Raw genomic sequence first — 19,546 nt, forward strand, 5'->3', positions numbered from 1 at the left:
AACATGCCTTTCAGAATCAAATACACCATCCAAAATCTACGAGGACATGGAGGGGAATTATTTGACGTATTTGTCGTTGGCAGTCAACGATCTCATTGAGCAAGGAATTCATAAAACCACTCTTCCTTCTCCGTATGGCCAAGCCTACTCGCCTTTGCAGTACAAGGACATGCTCATTCGCGTAGCGCGGCACAATCCCGCTTTAGCGCTTAGCATGTCGATGCACCTGCTTACGGTGTGGGGGCTATCCCGCATTCATACCGATTTTGACCGCAGCTATTATTTCCAGGAAGTCTCTCGCAACAACTCGCTTTTTGCATCCCCTAACGACCCGGTACTCTACTTCAGGAAGCTATCCGACATCAATCCAGACAAATTCCCGGTGAAAATGACGTTCGTGGACGGCGGCGTGCTGGTTAACGGCATCCGGCCTTATGTGTCGCTCGAACCGTTCGTTCAGTTTTTGCCGATTATGAGCATCACGCGCAATCCGGAGACCAAAGAGAACGAGATTGTTTTTGCCATGGTGCATAAGTCGGACCCGGGCGTCAGCGTCAAGAAAGATTGGGATACGATCTCGATGAGCCAGACGCACAGCAATACGGTCGAGCTCAATCAGGTCTTCCTGCCGACGGAGCGCATTATTTCGAGAAATGCCGAAATCCCGCTGGATATGGATGTTTTTCCGTATCTGTTTCGGATCGGAATTTGCTCGGTTTATTTTGGCGTGGCCAAAACGGCATTCGAACATGTCGCCCAGGAGCTGGCTCCGTCGATCGCCAGCCATGCGAGCAGAGCGTTCGGCTTGCATCAGAAGCTGGCGGAGATGAAAATCCTGCTCGATACGAGCGAGTCCCAATTGATCCGATTCTGCCTGCTTGCGGAATCGTATCTTCAAGGCGAACCGGCCCCCGATATCACTTCGATCAGCCTGATTACGAAGGAATACGTGTTAACCTCGGCCGAACGCATCGTCGAGCTGGCCGTCGACATGATGGGCATTCAAGCGATGCAGCCGGAATCCTTGCTGTCCAAGCTGTATCTCGACGTGAAAGCGAACACCTTCCATCTTCCGCGCAGCGACGTCCTGAAGGAAATTATCGCGAAGCAACAATTAGGCGTACTTACAATTCGATCAAGGTGGTGTTAGGGGTTATGGTTCTAAAATTGGCAATCCCGGAATCGTTCGACGAGCAAAAGCGGGGGCTGCTTATCGAGCAAGTGTCCTACGTGACGCCCGGAATTACGTCGGTGACGATCGAACAAGACGACCTGCTCATTTCGTTCCAGGTTGGCATGGAGCAAGTCGAATCCTATCTCCAAGCGCAATTCCAAACCATCGTGAACAAAATCGCGGACTACAAATCGATCCCGGTTCGAACGTTGAAGACGCATTACGCCGCGGCGCCGGAACAATCCGTCTCCTTATCCCGCGACCATACCTCCGTCGATCCAAGCGCTTATCAGCTGTTGGACGAGCTATTCCTGGGCATCGCTCGCAAGCATAACGCCATCGAACGCAGATACCCGACGCTATTGCCCAAGCAGGTGATGCATACGTGCGGTTATCATACGAACTTCCCGCAGAACGTGTACGCCGTCGCCGAAATTCCGCATCAGTTCGATGTGCTGGAATCCGCTCACCGGCATATGGATACGGTCTTCCAGAAATCGGCTTATTACTTGCAGCCCTGTATTTGCTATCACGTATACGAGGAGCTCTATGGCCAGCAGGTGAGCGGCGTGCGACTCTATACGGCGGAAGGAAGATGCTTCCGGCATGAAGCGAAGTGGCGCTTGAACGCGTTCCGGCGCAATGAATTCTCGATGCGGGAGATCGTCATGATCGGCACGTCTTCGGACATTACCGAAATTCGGCAGCGCATCATTGACGACGTATGGGAGCTGTTCGTTCGGTTGGGACTGCAGGGAACGGTGCAAACCGCGAATGATCCGTTCTTCACGTCGGATGGGCTCGATAAGTTAACCTTCCAATTGTTATCCAGCGCCAAATACGAGCTGATCGCGCAGTGCGGCAGCCATTCTTCCGCCATCAGCTCCTTCAATCACAGCGGCGACGTGATCGCCAGAAAGTTTCAAATTACGGGAGCCGAAGGCGAATCGGTGTACACGGGCTGCGTAGGCTTCGGCATCGACCGCTGGATTCAAGCGCTCTGTCATCGCCATGGCGACGACGTTCGTAATTGGCCGCTGGCGCTGCAACAAGGCGAAACGGCTATCGCCGCCTTTTGAGGCGAGGCGAGTTTCGTTCCGGAGACATAGAGGCCGAAGTAAAAGCGTGAAACTTATACGTTCCTATATGTGAACCAATTCATTCGTAAAGGGTGTGAATTCGTGACTATTCGCGAGCTGACCAGCTCCGTTGCGAGTCGTATGGAAGCGTTCATTCATCAGGAAGATCATACGCGGACCCTTCCCCAGCCTTATGGCAAAGGGCTCTCGTGCGCGGTGAGTTATTCCCGGATGATCGCAGATTTAGCGGCTCAACATCTTCCTTCCGCGCTTCCGTTGGCCATGCATCTGTCCAGTGCCTGGGGACTTCGCCTTCTGCGGTCCGATCTGCCGGTTAACCGCTATTTCTCGGAGGTTCGGAACGACGGGCGTTTGTTCGCCGGCTTCCGGGGAATCGAACTTGAAGAGCCGAATAGCGCTCCCATTCTGGCGACGCAGGCGGATGGCGGATTTCGTTTCAACGGGACCCGCTCCCGACTTCATCTGGATTCGCGGGTGCATGTTGTGCCGGTGTGCGGACGAATCGGCCATGCGGGCGGACGGCCGGAATTTGCGTTTGCCCTCATTCCCGTCACGGCGCAGGGCGTTGCCTTAAGCCGCCATACAGATGCCCTGAACGCGGAGGAAGCAGAGGGAACGGAGTTCGTAACCGGCGATGTTCGATTGCAAGACGTATTCGTTCCGGCAAGCGAGGCGGTCTTATTCGCTTCGCCCGAAGCAGAAGGCCTGGACAACTTCACGCTTCTCCATCGGTTGCATGTGAGCGCGATTTACGCGGGAATCGCAAGGTCGGCGTTAGCTAGCGCGCGCGATTCGGCGAAGGCCTCGCATGTGCCGCAGTGGGGGTTGCCGCTGAGCCGATTCCCGGGGACGCAATTCCTCGTCGCGGATGCCGCCATCTTATTGGAAACGTGCGAATCTCAGCTGGTGACGTACGGCAGCCGGTTGAACCAACTGTTCAACGAACAAGGCGGCGACAGACGGTTGGCGGCGGATACCGGACTGTTAACGATGGAATATGTGGTTGATACCACCCACAAAATTTTGCAGCTCGCCATGAAAATTACCGGAATCTCGTCCATTCGTTCCGGTCATCCGCTCGCGAATCTGTACGCAACCCTTCGATCGCCTGGATTCGATATGGGGCAGACGGATAGCGCGAATAACCGGGATCGGATCGCGAAGGCCATCCTGCAAGAGGCCGCGAACGTATAGCGCCTGCACGTGCACGTATTGAGGTTCATAACTATTTTCGCTATAGAGAGGACAATCCATTATGCCGAATGCATCCGAGCAAGCTTTATTTGAAATCGTACAACAGGCCGTCGTTCACGTGTTGAATCGCAAGGTGGAACTGAACGAAAATACGAGTTTGAGCCAGGAAGGCCTGGATTCGATTACGACGGTTCGCCTGCTGGTGGAGCTGGAGAAGAAATTAAACATTCAATTTCAAGAAGAGCATCTATCGCTGGACAACTTCGCGTCGATCCGCAGCATCATCAACACGCTGGATCATTACGGGGTGACGGCTTGAGCGCCAAAGTCGTCGTCCTCGTGGAATCCGGCAACCATGCCTATGAAATTCGCGACTTGACGCAGGCAGGTTATGCGGTGGTGTATATGACGTCCGGCATGTATCGCAACGTTCAGGAATACCTGGACATGGCGGTCGAAGTGATCCGGGACAAGAAGCTGTTCGAGCCGGAATTCTTCGAACGGCAGATGGAAGAACTGGAGCGGAAGTACGCGGTTGCGTGCGTATTTACGACCGGCGATTTCATGATTCCGCTCGTCACCCAATATTGCCGCAAGAAGGGCTACCACAATCTGGACCCGGAGCTGGCGCAGTCGCTGCGCAATAAGCATGCGTTCCGGGAGAAGCAGACGGAGCTGGGCTTCAAGACGCCGGCCTTCCGTCTGTGCCGCACGATCGAAGAAGGCGAGGCGTTCCTGGCCGGCATGAACAAGGCGATCGTCTTCAAGCCCGTGAACGGCAACCAATCCGAAGGCATTCGGCTGATCTACACGTCCGAAGAATTAAGAGAAGCCTATGAGACGCTGAAGCTGTTGTCCCGGTTTACGAAAGGGGTCGTGGAGAACAGCGCGTTCCTGCTGGAAGAATATGTGCCGGGCCCGATCTACAGCTGCGAGTTTATTAAAGACCATGGCGGCGTTCACATGCTCGGCGTGACGAATCGCTACTTGGGCGAACCGCCAAGCTTCGTCGAGTCCGGGTTCATCTTCCCTTATCAGGGCGCGGAGACCGAGGCGGTAATCAAGGAAACGTACGCCTTCATCGAGCGGTTCCAATTCGACTTCGGCCCTTGCCATATCGAGTACATCATGGACAACGACGGGCAGCTGTTCATTCTGGAGGTTAATCCGCGGTTGTTCGGCTTCCCTTGTTACTGGCTCATTAACCAGGCGATGTCGGTCAATATTTTCGCCTCGATTACCTCGCTCTTCGAGACCGGGGTATTCACGGCGAATACGCAGGCGGCCAAAGTCGCGACCTTGTTCGAATATTACCCGCCGACCCAGGGGTACATCTCGATCGATATCCAATCCATCCCGTCGAGCGAGGAGGGGCCGGTCTGGGTGATGAACCATGCGCCGCAGAGCCGGTTCGTCTCTTCCACCTCCTCTAATAACGATACCTTGCTCTCGGTGCTGACGTGCGCGGACACCGAACAGCAATGCATCGAGATGGCGCAGTCCGTGTGCGAATCCGTCGAAGTAACCGTTAGAACGAAGCCCAAGGTGCCCTATCTGGTTTAGGTAGAGCGAGAACAATTAACCAAGAATATATTGGAGGGTTGTCCATGCAATTCTGGAAATTCGAGGCCGAGGGTAATAGTTATATCGTAGTGGAAAGCTCCAACCAACATCCGGTGGACGTTCAAAGCATCTGTTCCCGCAGAGTCGGACTCGGCAGCGACGGCTTGCTCACGGCGGAATGGCTGAATGAAAGCACGGTTCGCATGCGCGTCTTCAACGCGGACGGTACCGAAGCGCCTATGTGCGGCAACGGCGCGCGCTGCGTAGCGGCTTTCGCGTACGTGAACCGTCCTCACCTGAAGGACCGGGATATCGTCATTCAGGCGAAGGGGGCGACGGTGACGCATCGGTTGGCCGATACGGACGGGATGAAATTCAACGCGGTGATTCGTTTGGATCAAGATCCGCTGATCAGTAAATATGAAGCGGAATCGCGCTATCAATATGTGGTCGGTTCGCCGCATTTGGTCATTTTGACCGATTTGGATACCGTGAACTTAACCCAGGAAGGGCCGAGGTTCGAATCCACCTATGACGGGGGGACGAATGTGATGTTCGCATCCGTGATCGATCACGGTGTCATCCGGGTACTGCCTTGGGAGCGGGGAGTCGGCGTCGTGGAAGGCTGCGCGACGGGATCGGCAGCCGCCGTCATGGCCGTCGCGATGCAGACCCCCGATTGGCCGATAGAGTCGGAGGTGCTGACGCCGAAGGGCTGCGTGCGCGTGGAATGGAATCCGATGGAACGGATGTTGAGCATGGAAGGTAACGTAAGTCTATTGGCCGAAGGCACTTATTTTGCCTAACCATTCGCTCGCGGAAGGGCAATGCGGTCAGGTTAAGAAAAGCGTACGGTGAAGCCGCCGGCAGCCATGTAGACAGGCTTGTGTCATAGGACTTACTTCAACACCTACTGAAGCTTTGTCCGCTAGGACAAAAGCGTGCCAATCTCTTACCGCCCCGCCAACCGCGAGCAAACATGGCAGCACGAAATGGGGAGTCCTGAGCGTTTTCAAAGGAAAACGCACTTCGGAAGCATACGCTTGGGCAAAGCCCTTTGGTTCCCCTCGGCGGAGGGGGAAGGGGGAGGTAGCAACACCATCAGATGGGAGCGATCGATCTGTTTATCTATGGGACACAACGAATTAACCAAGAGGGGCATTTGGAGATTGGCGGTTGCGATACGGTGGCGCTTGCCAAGGAATACGGCACGCCTTTATATGTCATCGACGAAGAGGCCGTCCGGCAGAAGTGCAGGGATTATGTCGGCAGCTTCCAAGCGCATTGGGATCACGTCGATGTCGCCTATGCGTCGAAAGCGTTCATGATCGGCCGCATGGTACAGCTCGTTCGCGAAGAAGGGATGAGTCTGGACGTGGTATCGGAGGGCGAGCTTCGTCTGGCCTTGTGGGCCGGCGCTCCGGCATCCCGCATCACGTTCCACGGGAATTACAAGACGGCGGACGAAATCAAGCTAGCCGTCGCCAGCGGAGTGAGAACGCTCGTCGTCGATTGTCTGGAAGAAGTGCAGCTGATCGAGCTGGAAGCCCGCAGCCAAGGCAAGCTGCAAGCCGTGGACGTCCGCCTTAATCTGGGCATTAACGTCTACTCCGATCCCAAGTATACGACCGGACATTTGGAATCCAAATTCGGCCTGACCATCCATGACGGCGCCGCCCATCGCGCGATCGAGGCCATTCTTCAATCCGCTTCGCTCATGTTAAGAGGCATCCATTTTCATTTGGGATCGCAGATTCAGGACGTGAAGTATCACCAGCAGGCGCTGGAGCAATTAGCCGCATTCATCCAAGACGTGACGGGCGCATACGGATGGAAGCCCTCCAGCATCACTATGGGGGGCGGAATGGGCGTCAACTACTCCGGTCATGCGACCCCGCCGACGCCGAGGCAATGGGCGGATGGCGTGATGCCGGTCTTCCGGGAGAAGGTCGCCCCGCTGTGCGAGGAAGGCGTCGTGTTCGGCATCGAACCGGGCCGGTCGGTCGTCGCCGAATACGGGACAACCCTCTATACCGTCGGTCCGATCAAATCGGTACCGGAAAGTCAGGACGTTCGCGCTTTCCTATCCATAGACGGCGGATTGTCCGACAATCCGAGACCGATCATGTACGAGGCGCATCATCATGTGCTCGCGGCGGCCTGTCCGGGTTCGGAGGGGAACGACTTGAAGCCGGTCCGAATCTTCGGCCGTCATTGCGAGACGGATATGATGATGGAGCGCGTGCATCTGCCGGAGGTGGCGACCGGCGACGTGCTGGCCGTGCAATGCACGGGCGCCTACACGTACGCGATGTCCAACCACTACAACCGGTTTATGCGTCCGGCCGTCGTATTCGTGCGAGAAGGGCAATCCAGATTAGCGATCCGCCGCGAGACCTTCGAGGATTCGATCCGGACGGAAATGATGGGCGAGGTGATGAGTTATGAAAGCCGATAAAGCAGCAGCCAAACGCATGCTCATGATCGGAGGATGGACCGATATTTATCGGAAAGCCCATGCCTGCGGTCTTGAAGTGACGCTGGTTCAGGAGAAGAGCAAAATCAAGTTCGAGGATTTGGCATATATCGACGAACTGATTACATCTGAATTAGATGACCCGGATTTGCTCGATCTATTCGAGGTGCGGCATCAGAAGAAGCCGTATGATTGCGTCGTTTCCTTCCAGGAGATGGGGGTGCTGACGGCAGCCCTGCTCCAAGAAAAATTGAATCTGCCCGGCAATCCGCTGTTTCCCGTCCTGACGACGCGAGACAAAGGGAAGATGAGAGCCTTCATGAAAGAGAACGACTTCCCGTCCGTTCCGTATGCGCTGGTTACGGAAACGGCGGACGTGCTCGAATTTATCGATGAACACCAGCTGCCGGTCATCTTGAAACCGAGCTACGGCACGGGCAGCGCGCAAATTCATAAAATTACGGAGATTCCGCAAATCGCGCCCGCCCTCGCGCAAATCAAATCCGCGTACGTCAGCGGCGACATCCTCGTCGAGAAATACATCACGGGCACCGAGGTAAGCGTGGAAGGGTTCACGTGGAACGGGCGGCATACGATGATTGCCGTCACGGATAAGTTCACGACGGGCGCGCCTCATTTTGTCGAGACGGGGCATAACATGCCGTCTTCCCTGCCGGCGAACATCATCGAAGAGGCGAAGCGTATCTCTGCGGCGCTGATGGATCTGATCGGCCATCAATACGGACCTTCGCATACGGAAATCATCGTGGCCGAGGATGGGATGTACGTCGTGGAGACGCATACGCGCGTAGGCGGCGATTATATCTTCGAGATGGTGGAGCGCGTATACGGGTTCGACTTATTTACCCAAACGTTCAACGGTTTCTTGAGCGGTCAGCCGAATCTCGACAACGGGTTCACCGGACAAGCCGCGGCGATCCGCTACTTGCAGCTGCCGCCGGGGAAGGTGAGCGTTCTGGAAGGCGTAGATGCCCTTGGCGAGCTGCCCGGCTTGGTCAAATATCAAATCGACGTCCAGCAGGGCGAGGAGACGAAGCCCTTCACCAAATCGATGGAACGCAACGGCTTCATCCTTGCCGAGGGGAGCACGACGAAAGAAGCGGTACAAGCGATTGAACGCGGATGGTCCAGCTTGCGGATTGAAGTGAATCAACCCGTGACAGCCCAGCATGACATGCTATGACTATGAACGGATCTCTATCGCGATCTGCCAATACACAATTGGGGAAGTTCTTCGCGGCTTCCCTGATTTCTTCTATTGGGGCGGGCATGCAGTTCATCGCCATGAGTTTGCTGCTGTTCAATATGACCGGGTCCGCCGCCTCCATCGGCTGGCTGCTGCTCGTGCACAGTATTGCCGGCATTCTGGTCTCCCCTTGGATGGGCGTCTATATCGACCGCTGGAGCTTCAAGCATATTTGCGTGACCAGCGACGGATTGCGCGCCTTGGCTCTGTGCGCGCTTCCCTTGTTCGCGATGCAAGGCGATATCCCGATCGGGATCATCTACGCGACGGAATTTATTCTGGCTGCTTGCGACCGGTTCCATTGGCCCGCTACCATGGGGTTGATTCGCACGATCGTGCCCGAGAATCAGCTGCTGCGCGCCAATTCCAGACTCGGCATCGCCAATCAACTGGGCATGCTGGTCGGATCGGCCGTAGGCGGCATGCTCATCTCGGCTTTCTCGGCGATGGTCGTCATCTATATCAATATCGCCACGTTTGCCTTATCCGCGGTGCTGACCGCGATGATCGCGATGGTCTATGCCGTCAAGAAGAGCGGGGATTCCGCCGCGTCCTCCGCCTCCAGCTTGAAGAAGGATTGGCTGGAAGGGTTCGCCTATATGAGGTCGCGCCCCCAAGTCATCGGGCTGGCCATCATTCAAATTTTCGGCTACATCACGCTGTTCGTGTGCAATACGCTGCTGCCCGTATTTACCGAGCGGGATCTCAAGGTAGGCGCAACCGGATTCGGCTATATTGAAGCCGCATGGGCGATCGGCGCGATCGCGGGCAGCTACATGCTCGCGGCGGTGCTGAAGCGGATGAAGCTCGTCTCGTACGGACGTTTTAGCATGCTGATGATCGCGCTCTCGATGATTATATTTTTGACGTCCGCGCATCTGATCCAGGCTATCGTCGGGTACCTGCTGCTGGGCTTCTTCGTGGTGAGCAATCGGATTCATAACGAGACGCTCATTCAATTAGAGATTGAGCCCGCGTTTATCGGCCGAGTCAACAGCATGATGGTGATGCTGATTTCGTATATCAGCCTGTTCGTCTATTTGGGGGTCGGGTATTTGGGCGATGTGGTCTCGATCCGATGGGTCTATCTGCTCGTCAGCTTCCTCGTCTTGCTCGCGCCGCTGCTGGAAATGCGCTTCATGCGAGGCAGACAGCCGATCCCGCAAGAAACGAGAAGCGCCTAGGCGATACGTCACGGAAGAAGGAAGGGTTGCGTTTGACGATACCTTGTACATTGTTTTGTTTCCCTTACGCCGGAGGAGCTGCGGCGGAATTTCTGAAGTGGCAGGCATACGCGCATGACTCGATCACGATCGTGCCCGTGGATCTGGCCGGCAAAGGAAGCCGTAAACAGGAGCCGTTCTGCTCGACGATGGAAGAAGCCGTAGCGGACGCGTATACGACGGTGACCGCTCGACTGGATGGGCAGCCGTACGCGATATTCGGTCACAGCATGGGGGCGATTCTCGCCTTCGAGCTGGCGCGAAGGATACGCCAACAATCGGCGTATCCTTCGCCTGACCATCTATTCGTCTCCGGCCGCAATCCGCCCCACGTGCCGCGCAGAGCCGAGGCGAAAGTCGTCCATGAATTGGACGATGATGCTTTCATCGAGGAGATCACCCAGTTCGGCGGTATACCGGAGGACTTGTTGGCCCATCGGAAACTCCTTCGGCTGTTCGTGCCGATCTTGAGGAAAGAATACGAGGTTTCGGAGCGATATGTCTTCCGACCGAATGACACGATGCTCGATTGCGATATCTCCGTTCTCTATGGGACCGAGGATCACTCCCTGCCGGAAATCATGTCGCAGTGGCAGCGCCATACAACCGGACGGATTGCGATGCAGGCCTATGAAGGCGGGCATTTCTTCATCCATGAACACGGGGAGCAGGTTGTGCAGCGGATGAACGCGCAGCTGCTTGGACTCATGGCGGCACGGCCGTAGACATAGGAGAATGTAGCGGACCGCTCAATGACGAGCGGTCTTATTTATTGCAGCCTGCTAGCTCAAACCGAGCAACCGAGGAGAAATCTCGGCATGCTAGAGGTGGTACCATAAATGATATAAAGGAGGGATTTCATGAATCATCCGGTCGTTTCTCAATTGATCATGGCGCGGGGGTGGAGCCTTGATATCGCGGAATTGTGCCCCGCGGATCTGGCCGACGTTCAATTGGACGCATTCCCTAATACGATTCGTTGGCAGCTTGGACATATCCTCGTCGTCGCGGAGCGAATGTTGTTTTCATTTGCGCCTCATTCCTCTTCGCTGCCTTTCGCATTCACAGGATGGTTCGATTCGGGGACCAAGCCGAGCGATTGGCGTACGCGCCCCCCTATGATGGAGGAGCTCATCGCGCTGTCGAGAAGGCAATGCGAACGCTTCCTTGCCATTGCGCCGCAGCAATTCGACGTCCGTCTCGACCCGCCGCACTTCGGTTTCGCAAGCTATGGCGAATGCGGAGGGTTTGTCGTTGTCCATGAATCCTTCCACGCAGGGAAGATGGATGAGATGCTGCGCGTCATCAAGCAGAATCGATGAGTTCGTTTTATCCAACAAGAAGTTAAGATCGACTATTCTTCCGGACATATGCGAATTGGTAGGATGGAATCGATTGTACGGAACGAAAGGTCGTGAACGTGATGAATCTTCAATATAACTCGCCTGCGACTTATTGGACGGAGGCGCTTCCCGTAGGCAACGGCAGGCTGGGCGCCATGATATTCGGCGGCGTGGAGCGCGAGCGGATTCAGTTGAACGAGGATACCTTGTGGTCGGGCTACCCGAAGGACGGGAATAACCCCCAAGCCCAAGCGGTGCTGCCCAAAGTGCGGGAGCTGGTCGCGCAAGGCGAATACGGAGAAGCCGATCGGTTGTCCAAGCAAATGATGGGGCCTTACACGCAATCCTATTTGCCGTTCGGGGACTTGCGGCTGTTCATGGAGCACGGCAATTTATGCCGGTCGTATCGGAGAAGTCTCATGCTCGAGCATGGCATCTGCGCCGTGAATTACGAGATCGGCGATGCGGCCTATTCGCGCGAAATCTTCGCCTCGCACCCGGAGCAGCTCGTCGTCGTGCGTCTTCAATGCAGCAAGCCGGGGTTGTTGAACTTCCGCGCGACGCTGGATAGTCCGCTCCGCTGCGAATCCGCGGTCGTGGACGGAGAATTTGCCATTGGCGGCATTGCCCCGGAGCATGTCTCCCCCAACTACTATCCGGCGGACGACCCGATTCGTTACGGCGATCCGGCGCGAACGGAAGCGCTGCGGTTCCACGGACGGTTGGCCGTTGCGCACGAGGGCGGCCGAATGCGCGTCGCGCATGACGGCATTCACGTGACCGGAGCAACGACGGCGACGCTATACTTCAGCGCCGCGACCAATTTCGACGCGGGGACCGGAAGGGGCAGCACGGACCGCGACCCTGAGCGGATCGCGGCCGAGCACGTGCGACGCGCGAAGACCAAACGTTACGAGGACGTTCGGCAGGATCACGCGTCCGACTTCGCGAAGCTCTTCAACCGGGTCACGCTAAGTCTCGGCGAAAGCCAGGCGCCGGCGGACATGGCGACGGACCGGCGCATTGCCGCCTACGGCGGCAGCGACCCGGGACTAGCGGAACTGTTGTTCCACTACGGCCGTTACTTGCTGCTCGCAAGTTCGCGCCCCGGCACGCAGCCCGCCAATCTGCAAGGCATATGGAATGAGCATACGCGCGCGCCATGGAGCAGCAATTATACGTTGAATATCAATGCGCAGATGAACTACTGGCCGGCGGAGACGTGCAATATGGCCGAGATGCATGAGCCGCTGCTCGACTTTATCGCCCGATTGGCGGTTAGCGGCGGCAAGACCGCCGAAGTCAATTATGGCGCGAGCGGATGGGTGGCGCATCATAATTCGGATCTATGGGCGCAATCGGCCCCCGTCGGCGATTACGGACACGGCGACCCGGCGTGGGCGCTATGGCCGATGGGCGGCGTCTGGTTAGCCCAGCATCTGTGGGAGCATTATGCCTTCGGACGCGATCAAGCATATCTCAGGGACCGCGCTTATCCGATCATGAAGGGCGCGGCGCTATTTTGCCTGGATTGGCTAATACCGAATGAAGATGGCTGCTTGATTACGGCTCCGTCCACTTCACCCGAACATACATTCATTGACCGGGAGCAAACTTGCGCGGTCAGCGCGGCGACGACGATGGATCTGTCCTTAATCTGGGATTTGTTCACGAATTGCATGGAAGCCTCCGAGGCGCTCGGCATCGACGAGGCGTTCCGCGAGCGGCTCTCGAAGGCGCTAGGCCACCTCCTCCCGCTGCAGATCGGCCGACACGGGCAGCTGCAGGAGTGGTATAAGGACTTCGAGGAGGAGGACGTTCATCATCGGCACGTCTCGCACTTATTCGGCGTCTATCCCGGAAGGCAAATTACGGAAGACGCCGCGCCGGAGCTGTTCGCTGCGGCGAGAACTTCCCTTGAACGGCGAGGGGACGGCGGCACGGGCTGGAGCTTGGGATGGAAGATCGGCTTGTGGGCGAGGTTCAAGGACGGGAACCGCGCGCAGCGGCTCATCTCGAATTTATTGACGCTCGTCAGAGAAGACGAGCCGGACAACTACCATCGAGGCGGCGTGTACGCGAATCTGTTCGATGCGCACCCGCCATTCCAGATCGACGGCAATTTCGCGGCGACCGCCGGAATCGCGGAGATGCTGCTCCAGTCCCATCAAGGCTATCTGGAGCTGCTGCCGGCGCTGCCCGAGGCCTGGCCGAGCGGCTTCGTCACCGGATTGAGAGCCCGCGGCGGCTTCGAAGTGAGCTTCCGGTGGACGCATGGGAAGTTGGCCGAGGCCGACATCGTCTCGAGCCGGGACCAGACGTGCACGGTGAAGGGCGGCGAACGCTTCGAGGTATGGGATGATCGGCGTCGGGTCGAGCTCGTCCGGACATCGGCCGGACATGTCCAATTCCGTGCAGAGACGGGGAGACGATACCGGATCATGGTCAAGTAACGACGAAGCAGCGGCAGATGCAGGGGCGTGAAGAGGATACGGATGTTGAAGGCGGGTCCGCGCAGCGGACCCGCCTTTTGTTGATTCCGCTTAGCGGGCATCGATGGCAACCGATGTCTGACAGCGGCAAAGGGTTCCATCCGCTGGTTAGCTCCCCTCTACGTCAGCACGCGTCACAAAACCTTCCCCCCTTCAACCTGGTCGTTTTTGCGGAAATTGGTCTTTTTATCGAAAACCTTAAAGTAGTTGCAACTCCTTGAGTACCGTTGATTTACGTCTATTCGCGCGGTGTCTTACGATGGCGGTAGCTAGGGATAGCCCGCATTGAAAGCGCATTCACTACCCTGGCGATAGCACGCATCTCTACCGCATGGAAGCTGGGGGTGAGGCGGCCTAACTTGTTTTTGGATGCCGTATTTCAAAAAACGGGAGGTTAGTGAATTGATCAATCGCGTGTGGAAGCGCAACATCTCGACGATGCTGGCCTGTGTGATGGGCTTAAGTCTGCTCGTGAACTTGTTTGCATGGCAGTCGGCCGGCGCGGCCGTCGACGAATCCGCCTTGGGACCGGAGCTGATCGTGAATCCGGGATTCGAGCAAGTATCCGGCGGATTGCCGGCTGGCTGGACGAAGTACGTGAATCCGAACCCGGAGGGCGTGGCCGTCGAATCGGTCACGGAACAAGCCGCCGAAGGCGCGCGCAGCGTGAAGCTGACGGATACGAGCAGCGCGTCCGGCGCGGCGGCGGGCTTGTACGGCACGATGATTCCGTACTCGCCGGGAACGGAATACCAAGCCGGCGTTCAAGTCAAAGCCGAAGCGGGCGGCGTGGCCTTGGTCGTCCGTTATTACAAGGCGGACGGCAGTTCGACGCAAGACTCCGTCAACAGCAGCGGCACGGGGCCGAATTGGCAGATGCTAACGCTGAGCAAGACGCCGCCGGCGGATACCGTGAATATACAAATGATTCTGGTCGTTCCGAGCATCTTCGGCACCGGCACCGCCTACGTGGACGCCGCAACGCTCAAGACGACCGAATTGCTCCTCAATCCAAGCTTTGAACAGGCGGCGGGCACGAGGCCAACCGGCTGGACCGCGATCGATCATGGCGTAATCGCCAGTATCGCCGCCGTAACCGACCCCGCGAATAAGACACATGGCAATAAGTCGCTTCGCATACTCGACCAATCGACGACGGAGGCATATGGCGTGAAAAGCGCGACGGCGCCCGTCGTGACCGGCGGCGCGTACACGGCTTCCGTCAAGGCGAACGCGGCGGCCGGCGTCGGAAGGCTGATTGTGCACTTCCTGGGTTCAGCCGCTCCGCAATCGATGGAAGCGGCAACCGCGGGCAACGGCACTTGGGAGACGCTGACCTTAACGGGCGACGCTCCGTCCGGGACAACCGAGGTTCAAGTGGAACTCGCGAGCTCCGGCTCCGGGACGGCCGATCTCTATTTCGATCAGGCTACGCTGACCGTAAGCGATTCGACAGAGCCCCCCGGCGACGGTTCTTTGGCATGGCCAACCGGGCTGGAACCGGCACATTCAAGAAGCTTCAGCCCCGCCAACCATCTCGTCACGACGCAGAACCCTCCTGATTTCGGCTGGCCGTTCATTGCCGGCGCCGATGCCTACGAATTACAGGTGGCCGGCGATGGCAGCTTCCAGTCGATTGCGTACCAGAAGAGCGATATCGCGTCCAACTACTACAGTTTCCCGCAGACTTTTGCGGACGGACAGTCGTATTTCTGGCGAGTTCGGTTCCATAAGCCGGAAGGCTGGTCCGCCTGGAGCGAGGTCCGGAAGTTCCGCATCGATGCCGATAGCGTGCCTTTCCCGGTGCCTCTCGCGTCCGAGCTGCTCGCAGCCGTGCCCAGCGAGCATCCGCGCGTCCTGACGACGCCGGATCAACTGGACGAATTCCGCGCCAGGAAAGACGGCGAAGGCAAGAGGACGTTCGATAACGTGAAGGGCCGCGTCCAACCCAAAGTGACGGCCGAAGCGAGCAATCCGGAGACGCTGCCGGCCGAACCGGTCAAGATGCCGAACAATTCGCCGACCGTGCTCGCTCAAACCGAGCTCGTCACCGACCCCATGATGGACGCCGCTTTTATCTACCTCGTCACGCAGGATCCCGATTACGGCGAATTCGCCAAGCGGCGGCTCTTGCATCTCGCGACGTGGCGGACGAAAGAAGGCGCGACCCAATACCACAACAACAAAGGCGGCAATGATCAGGTTCATCGGGAGATCGCCTTGTCCGGCGCGATGGCTTATGACTGGCTCTATGATCTTCTTAGTCCGTCCGAGCGGGCAACCGTCTTGACGATGGTGCACGATCGCGCCGATACGATCGCGGACGACGTCCTGTACGACAGCCGTCCGATCTCCAGCACGCCGTATGATTCGCACGGGTGGACCGTGTTCGGCTTCCTGGGCATGATCGCGATTTCGCTGCTGCACGACGATATTAGCGTGAACGGGACCGTTGTTTCGGAGGATGCGGAGGATTGGTTTAATCGGATTGTGCCTGCCTACATTAATCTATCGCCGACATGGGGCGGCGAAGACGGCGGCTGGGGCAACGGGGAAGCCTATTGGCAATGGTCCTCCTTGAGCAACAAGCAGTTCATCGATACGCTCTATGCCGCGACGGGCTTCAGTATTTATGACAAGGCGTACAACCGCAACGAATCGTGGTACGCGCTGTATATGCTGCCCTTCGGCCAGAAGACCGGCGTATTCGGAGACGGCGCCGACGATATTCAGCGCGGCGCCGTCCACGCGAGTATGACGCGCAACGCCCAAATGCAGCAGAATCAAGTCATGCAGTGGTTCGCGCAGCAATACAATTACGATTACGGCAACTACATCACTTATCTCTATGAAGACGGCGACTTGCCGGCGCGCCCTCCGGTCGAGATGCCGACGGCCAAGTACTTCGACCAGCTTGGCGCGGTGGCGATGCACTCCAGCCTGCTCGATCCGAAGCGTATTTCCATGTTCTTCAAATCCAGCCCTTACGGCAGCTATAACCACAGTCATGCCGATCAGAACGGCATCCAGATCAAAGCTTTCGGAGAGGACCTTACGGTCGACGGCGGGTTCTACGACGATTACAACAGCGACCATTTCCAAAAGTATGCGAAGCAGACGTTCGCCCATAACGCGATCACCTATGACGACAAACAAGGGCAGAAAATTTTCGATATGAAAGCCTCCGGCAAAATTACCGGCTTCGCCACCAACAAAGACTTCGACGCCGCGGTCGGCGACGCGACGACGGCCTACAATACCGGCGGCGGAACCGGCCTTGATTTGGCGCGGCGCAGCGTAATCTACGTGAAACCGGGCGCCTTCGTGGTCGTCGATAATCTGAATGCGAAGGAGTCGGGCGGTTCCAGCTTCGAATATTGGCTGCATGCCGATAAGAGCTTGGAACTGGACGGAGACCAAAGCGGCGCGACGATTACCAAGAACAATGCGGCCCTGAAAATGCGGCTGTATTATCCGGGATTGACGGCATCCAAAACCGGGCAATATCTGGATGCCAACGGCACGGAATGGCTGCCGGGAGGCACCTATGCAGGCCGGACGCGGCTGCATGCCAAATTCGCGACGCCGAAAACGGAAGCCGCGACGATCGTGTCCAGCTATGTTCCGTATGAGGTCGGTTCCTCGCCGCAGAGCATCGTATCCGAGGATCACGAGACTTACCGGAAGCTGCATTTCGCCGATGGAACGGACGTGTATGTCCGCACCGCGCACAGCGGCGTAGTCGACGCCGGCGATATTCAGTTCGACGGCATTGCCGCCACCGTCAAGGGAGACTCGATTCTTCTGGTCGGCGGTACCCAATTGGCGATCGACGGGGTTACGCGGATTAGCAGCACGCAGCCGGCTACCGTCGCGCTCTCCGGCGACGAGCTGTCGATTACGGGCACGCAGGAGGCAAAGGTCAGCTTGCATAAACCCGGCGTTACGACGGTGCTGGATGAAGAGTACCGCACCCTTCCTCAGGGCGGCAGTATTACGAATGCCGTTAACGCGAGAGGCGTTCATTGGGATACGGCCGGCATCAGCGGCACGCTAACGCTCCATGTCGAGCCGGGCCAGCATCAGCTTCTTCTAAGCGATGTTCCCGCGCCGGCTCCGCTGGCCCCCGTCTCTTATCCCGTTGCGATCAACGGGGCGCCGTCGACGGTAACGCTGTCGGCCTATGGCGACGGGCACGGCGGTTCGGCCGCTTGGGGCAATCTCTCGAATACGGCAGGACTTTACGAGGTTATCGAAGCGCCGCCGGGCCTCTACTTCGATAAGCGCGGCATGGCGCAGCCCGTTATCTACTTAGGCGCGAATGCGCGGTTTATTCTCCCTCGCGTGACGGGGACGTTGAAGCTTCGCAGCGCCGGGACGGGGGCGATGACGCCGGCGGACGCGACGGGAGACTACGATACCGTCAAGGCGGGATTGACGGTGTTCAAGGAAGCCGAGAGCTTCAGCGGTACCGACGGCGGCGCGCTCAACGTCTACAGCACGAGGCCTTGGTTGTCCGGCGGTCAAGGCATCAGCAGCTGGGCGGATGTCGGTCAGAGCGTGACATGGAATTTGGACATTCCCGAAGCCGGCAATTACGACGTCGTCATTAAATATGTAGCATGGGAAGACGTGAACGGACTTCCGGCCCGCTTGATAAAGCTCGGCAATCAGTTCTATACGGCGGAAGCGGAGAAAACATTCGACTGGGGGACGAAGCCGGAATATTGGAAGGCGTTGACCGTCCGTTCCGGAACGACCCTGCCTGCAGGTCCGGTTCAGCTTACGATGTGGAACGTCCGGGGGCCGATGAACGTGGACTGGGTCGGCCTGGTCAAGACCGACGCGGCCGCGGAGCCTTCCGTTAAACTGACGCCGAGCGCGAGTGCCGTTAGTCCGGGCCAGCCGCTTGACATCGGACTGGCGCTGAAGGGCGTCGACGCGGCGGCCGGCGTGGATTTGACCCTGACTTACGATCCGGCCAAGTTCAGCTATACCGGCAATGTGAAACATGTGGAGCAGCAGGTTGTCAATGTAACGAACGACGAGGAGAACGGAACGCTGCGTATCTTGGCCGCGCGAACCGGCACCGGCACCTTGCCGCTCGAAGCCACCTTGTTGTCTGTACAGTTCCAAGTCAACGCGGCCGCGCCTTCGGGACCGTCTAGCTTCGCGGCTTCGGCAGTATCGACCTCCACTGAAGCGGGAGTCATTACGCCGCTTTCGAACGCTTCAACGCAAGTAACGGTCAACTCGGGTAAAGCGGCGCTTGGGGCGCTGATCGCGCAAGCGGAATCGACTCGCGATCAAGCTGTTGCGGGGACGACGCCAGGTACGTACTTCAGCTCGGCGCTCCCTAGCCTGAAGACCACGCTCACCGCTGCGGTAGACGCCGCGAAGACCGTCTATAATCAGGCGAATGCTACCGCGGCTCAAGTAGAGACGGCTCAGACGAATCTGGCGGCGGCGATCGCACGGTTTGAAGCAAGCAAAATTACGGCATCGACGGGCGATACGAACGTAGACCAGCAGTTTAATATCGCGGACTTCGTCCACATCGCGACGTATTACGGCAAGGATTCGTCGAGCCCGGATTGGCAGCAGGCGAAGTCGGCCGATCTGAACGGCGACGGTATCATCGATATCGAAGACTTGGCGTTCATGGCCAGCCGGATTATCGGGTAACGGCCGATTTAATGACGATTTAATCTCGT

Annotated in this window: 13 protein-coding genes; all 13 read left to right on the forward strand. The window is 57.5% G+C overall.

Translation table 11 applies throughout. The annotated features are described in order from the left end of the window. Positions 1-61: 61 nt before the first annotated feature. The 13 genes from BCM02_RS18680 to BCM02_RS18740 all read left to right on the forward strand — a co-directional run bounded on the left by BCM02_RS18680 (position 62) and on the right by BCM02_RS18740 (position 19,517). Positions 62-1,150, forward strand: coding sequence for an acyl-CoA dehydrogenase family protein (locus BCM02_RS18680; RefSeq protein WP_187434294.1), 1,089 nt, complete (start codon positions 62-64; stop codon positions 1,148-1,150). A 5-nt stretch (positions 1,151-1,155) separates the two neighbouring features. Continuing rightward, complete coding sequence (locus BCM02_RS18685) at positions 1,156-2,253, forward strand: aminoacyl--tRNA ligase-related protein (RefSeq protein WP_148930647.1); 1,098 nt, start codon at positions 1,156-1,158, stop codon at positions 2,251-2,253. A gap of 231 nt (positions 2,254-2,484) precedes the next feature. Further along, positions 2,485-3,468 carry an acyl-CoA dehydrogenase family protein gene (locus tag BCM02_RS18690; protein ID WP_187434295.1) on the forward strand — a complete coding sequence of 328 codons (984 nt, stop codon included), beginning with the start codon at positions 2,485-2,487 and terminating at the stop codon, positions 3,466-3,468. Positions 3,469-3,529: 61 nt separating this feature from the next. Further along, positions 3,530-3,787: an acyl carrier protein gene (locus BCM02_RS18695; protein WP_148930649.1), complete on the forward strand. Its 258-nt coding sequence runs from the start codon at positions 3,530-3,532 to the stop codon at positions 3,785-3,787. Continuing rightward, positions 3,784-5,031 carry an ATP-grasp domain-containing protein gene (locus BCM02_RS18700; RefSeq protein WP_148930650.1) on the forward strand — a complete coding sequence of 416 codons (1,248 nt, stop codon included), beginning with the start codon at positions 3,784-3,786 and terminating at the stop codon, positions 5,029-5,031. The genes BCM02_RS18695 and BCM02_RS18700 overlap by 4 nt, the downstream gene beginning before the upstream one ends. A gap of 44 nt (positions 5,032-5,075) precedes the next feature. Beyond that, positions 5,076-5,837: a diaminopimelate epimerase gene (dapF, locus tag BCM02_RS18705; protein ID WP_148930651.1), complete on the forward strand. Its 762-nt coding sequence runs from the start codon at positions 5,076-5,078 to the stop codon at positions 5,835-5,837. A gap of 299 nt (positions 5,838-6,136) precedes the next feature. After that, positions 6,137-7,489: a diaminopimelate decarboxylase gene (gene lysA, locus BCM02_RS18710; RefSeq protein ID WP_246183449.1), complete on the forward strand. Its 1,353-nt coding sequence runs from the start codon at positions 6,137-6,139 to the stop codon at positions 7,487-7,489. Beyond that, entirely contained in the window at positions 7,476-8,711 is a 1,236-nt protein-coding gene (locus BCM02_RS18715) for an ATP-grasp domain-containing protein (protein ID WP_148930652.1), read from the forward strand. The genes lysA and BCM02_RS18715 overlap by 14 nt, the downstream gene beginning before the upstream one ends. A gap of 2 nt (positions 8,712-8,713) precedes the next feature. Next, on the forward strand, positions 8,714-9,958 hold the full coding sequence (locus tag BCM02_RS18720; RefSeq protein WP_281288214.1) for an MFS transporter: 1,245 nt from the start codon (positions 8,714-8,716) through the stop codon (positions 9,956-9,958). Positions 9,959-9,990: 32 nt separating this feature from the next. Continuing rightward, positions 9,991-10,722, forward strand: a complete 732-nt coding sequence (locus tag BCM02_RS18725; RefSeq protein ID WP_187434297.1) for a thioesterase II family protein — start codon at positions 9,991-9,993, stop codon at positions 10,720-10,722. Positions 10,723-10,857: 135 nt separating this feature from the next. Beyond that, the gene (locus BCM02_RS18730) at positions 10,858-11,319 is read left to right on the forward strand and encodes a DinB family protein (RefSeq protein ID WP_148930655.1); all 462 of its coding nucleotides are present in this window, start codon (positions 10,858-10,860) and stop codon (positions 11,317-11,319) included. A gap of 101 nt (positions 11,320-11,420) precedes the next feature. After that, positions 11,421-13,793 carry a glycoside hydrolase family 95 protein gene (locus BCM02_RS18735; RefSeq protein WP_148930952.1) on the forward strand — a complete coding sequence of 791 codons (2,373 nt, stop codon included), beginning with the start codon at positions 11,421-11,423 and terminating at the stop codon, positions 13,791-13,793. 441 nt (positions 13,794-14,234) lie between these two features. Then, a complete protein-coding gene (locus BCM02_RS18740) occupies positions 14,235-19,517 on the forward strand; it encodes a DUF4962 domain-containing protein (RefSeq protein WP_187434298.1) in 5,283 nt (1,760 codons plus the stop codon). The last annotated feature ends 29 nt before the right edge of the window (positions 19,518-19,546 follow it).

This window comes from Paenibacillus methanolicus (genome assembly GCF_008124765.1).
Lineage (GTDB): Bacteria > Bacillota > Bacilli > Paenibacillales > Paenibacillaceae > Paenibacillus_Z > Paenibacillus_Z methanolicus.

Excerpts from the sequence above, each read along its gene's own strand:
- BCM02_RS18685 (WP_148930647.1), top strand. The coding sequence starts at position 1,156 with ATGGTTCTAAAATTGGCAATCCCGGAATCGTTCGACGAGCAAAAGCGG.
- BCM02_RS18690 (WP_187434295.1), top strand. The coding sequence starts at position 2,485 with ATGATCGCAGATTTAGCGGCTCAACATCTTCCTTCCGCGCTTCCGTTG.
- BCM02_RS18695 (WP_148930649.1), top strand. The coding sequence starts at position 3,530 with ATGCCGAATGCATCCGAGCAAGCTTTATTTGAAATCGTACAACAGGCC.
- dapF (WP_148930651.1), top strand. The coding sequence starts at position 5,076 with ATGCAATTCTGGAAATTCGAGGCCGAGGGTAATAGTTATATCGTAGTG.
- lysA (WP_246183449.1), top strand. The coding sequence starts at position 6,137 with ATGGGAGCGATCGATCTGTTTATCTATGGGACACAACGAATTAACCAA.
- BCM02_RS18715 (WP_148930652.1), top strand. The coding sequence starts at position 7,476 with ATGAAAGCCGATAAAGCAGCAGCCAAACGCATGCTCATGATCGGAGGA.
- BCM02_RS18720 (WP_281288214.1), top strand. The coding sequence starts at position 8,714 with ATGAACGGATCTCTATCGCGATCTGCCAATACACAATTGGGGAAGTTC.
- BCM02_RS18730 (WP_148930655.1), top strand. The coding sequence starts at position 10,858 with ATGAATCATCCGGTCGTTTCTCAATTGATCATGGCGCGGGGGTGGAGC.
- BCM02_RS18735 (WP_148930952.1), top strand. The coding sequence starts at position 11,421 with ATGAATCTTCAATATAACTCGCCTGCGACTTATTGGACGGAGGCGCTT.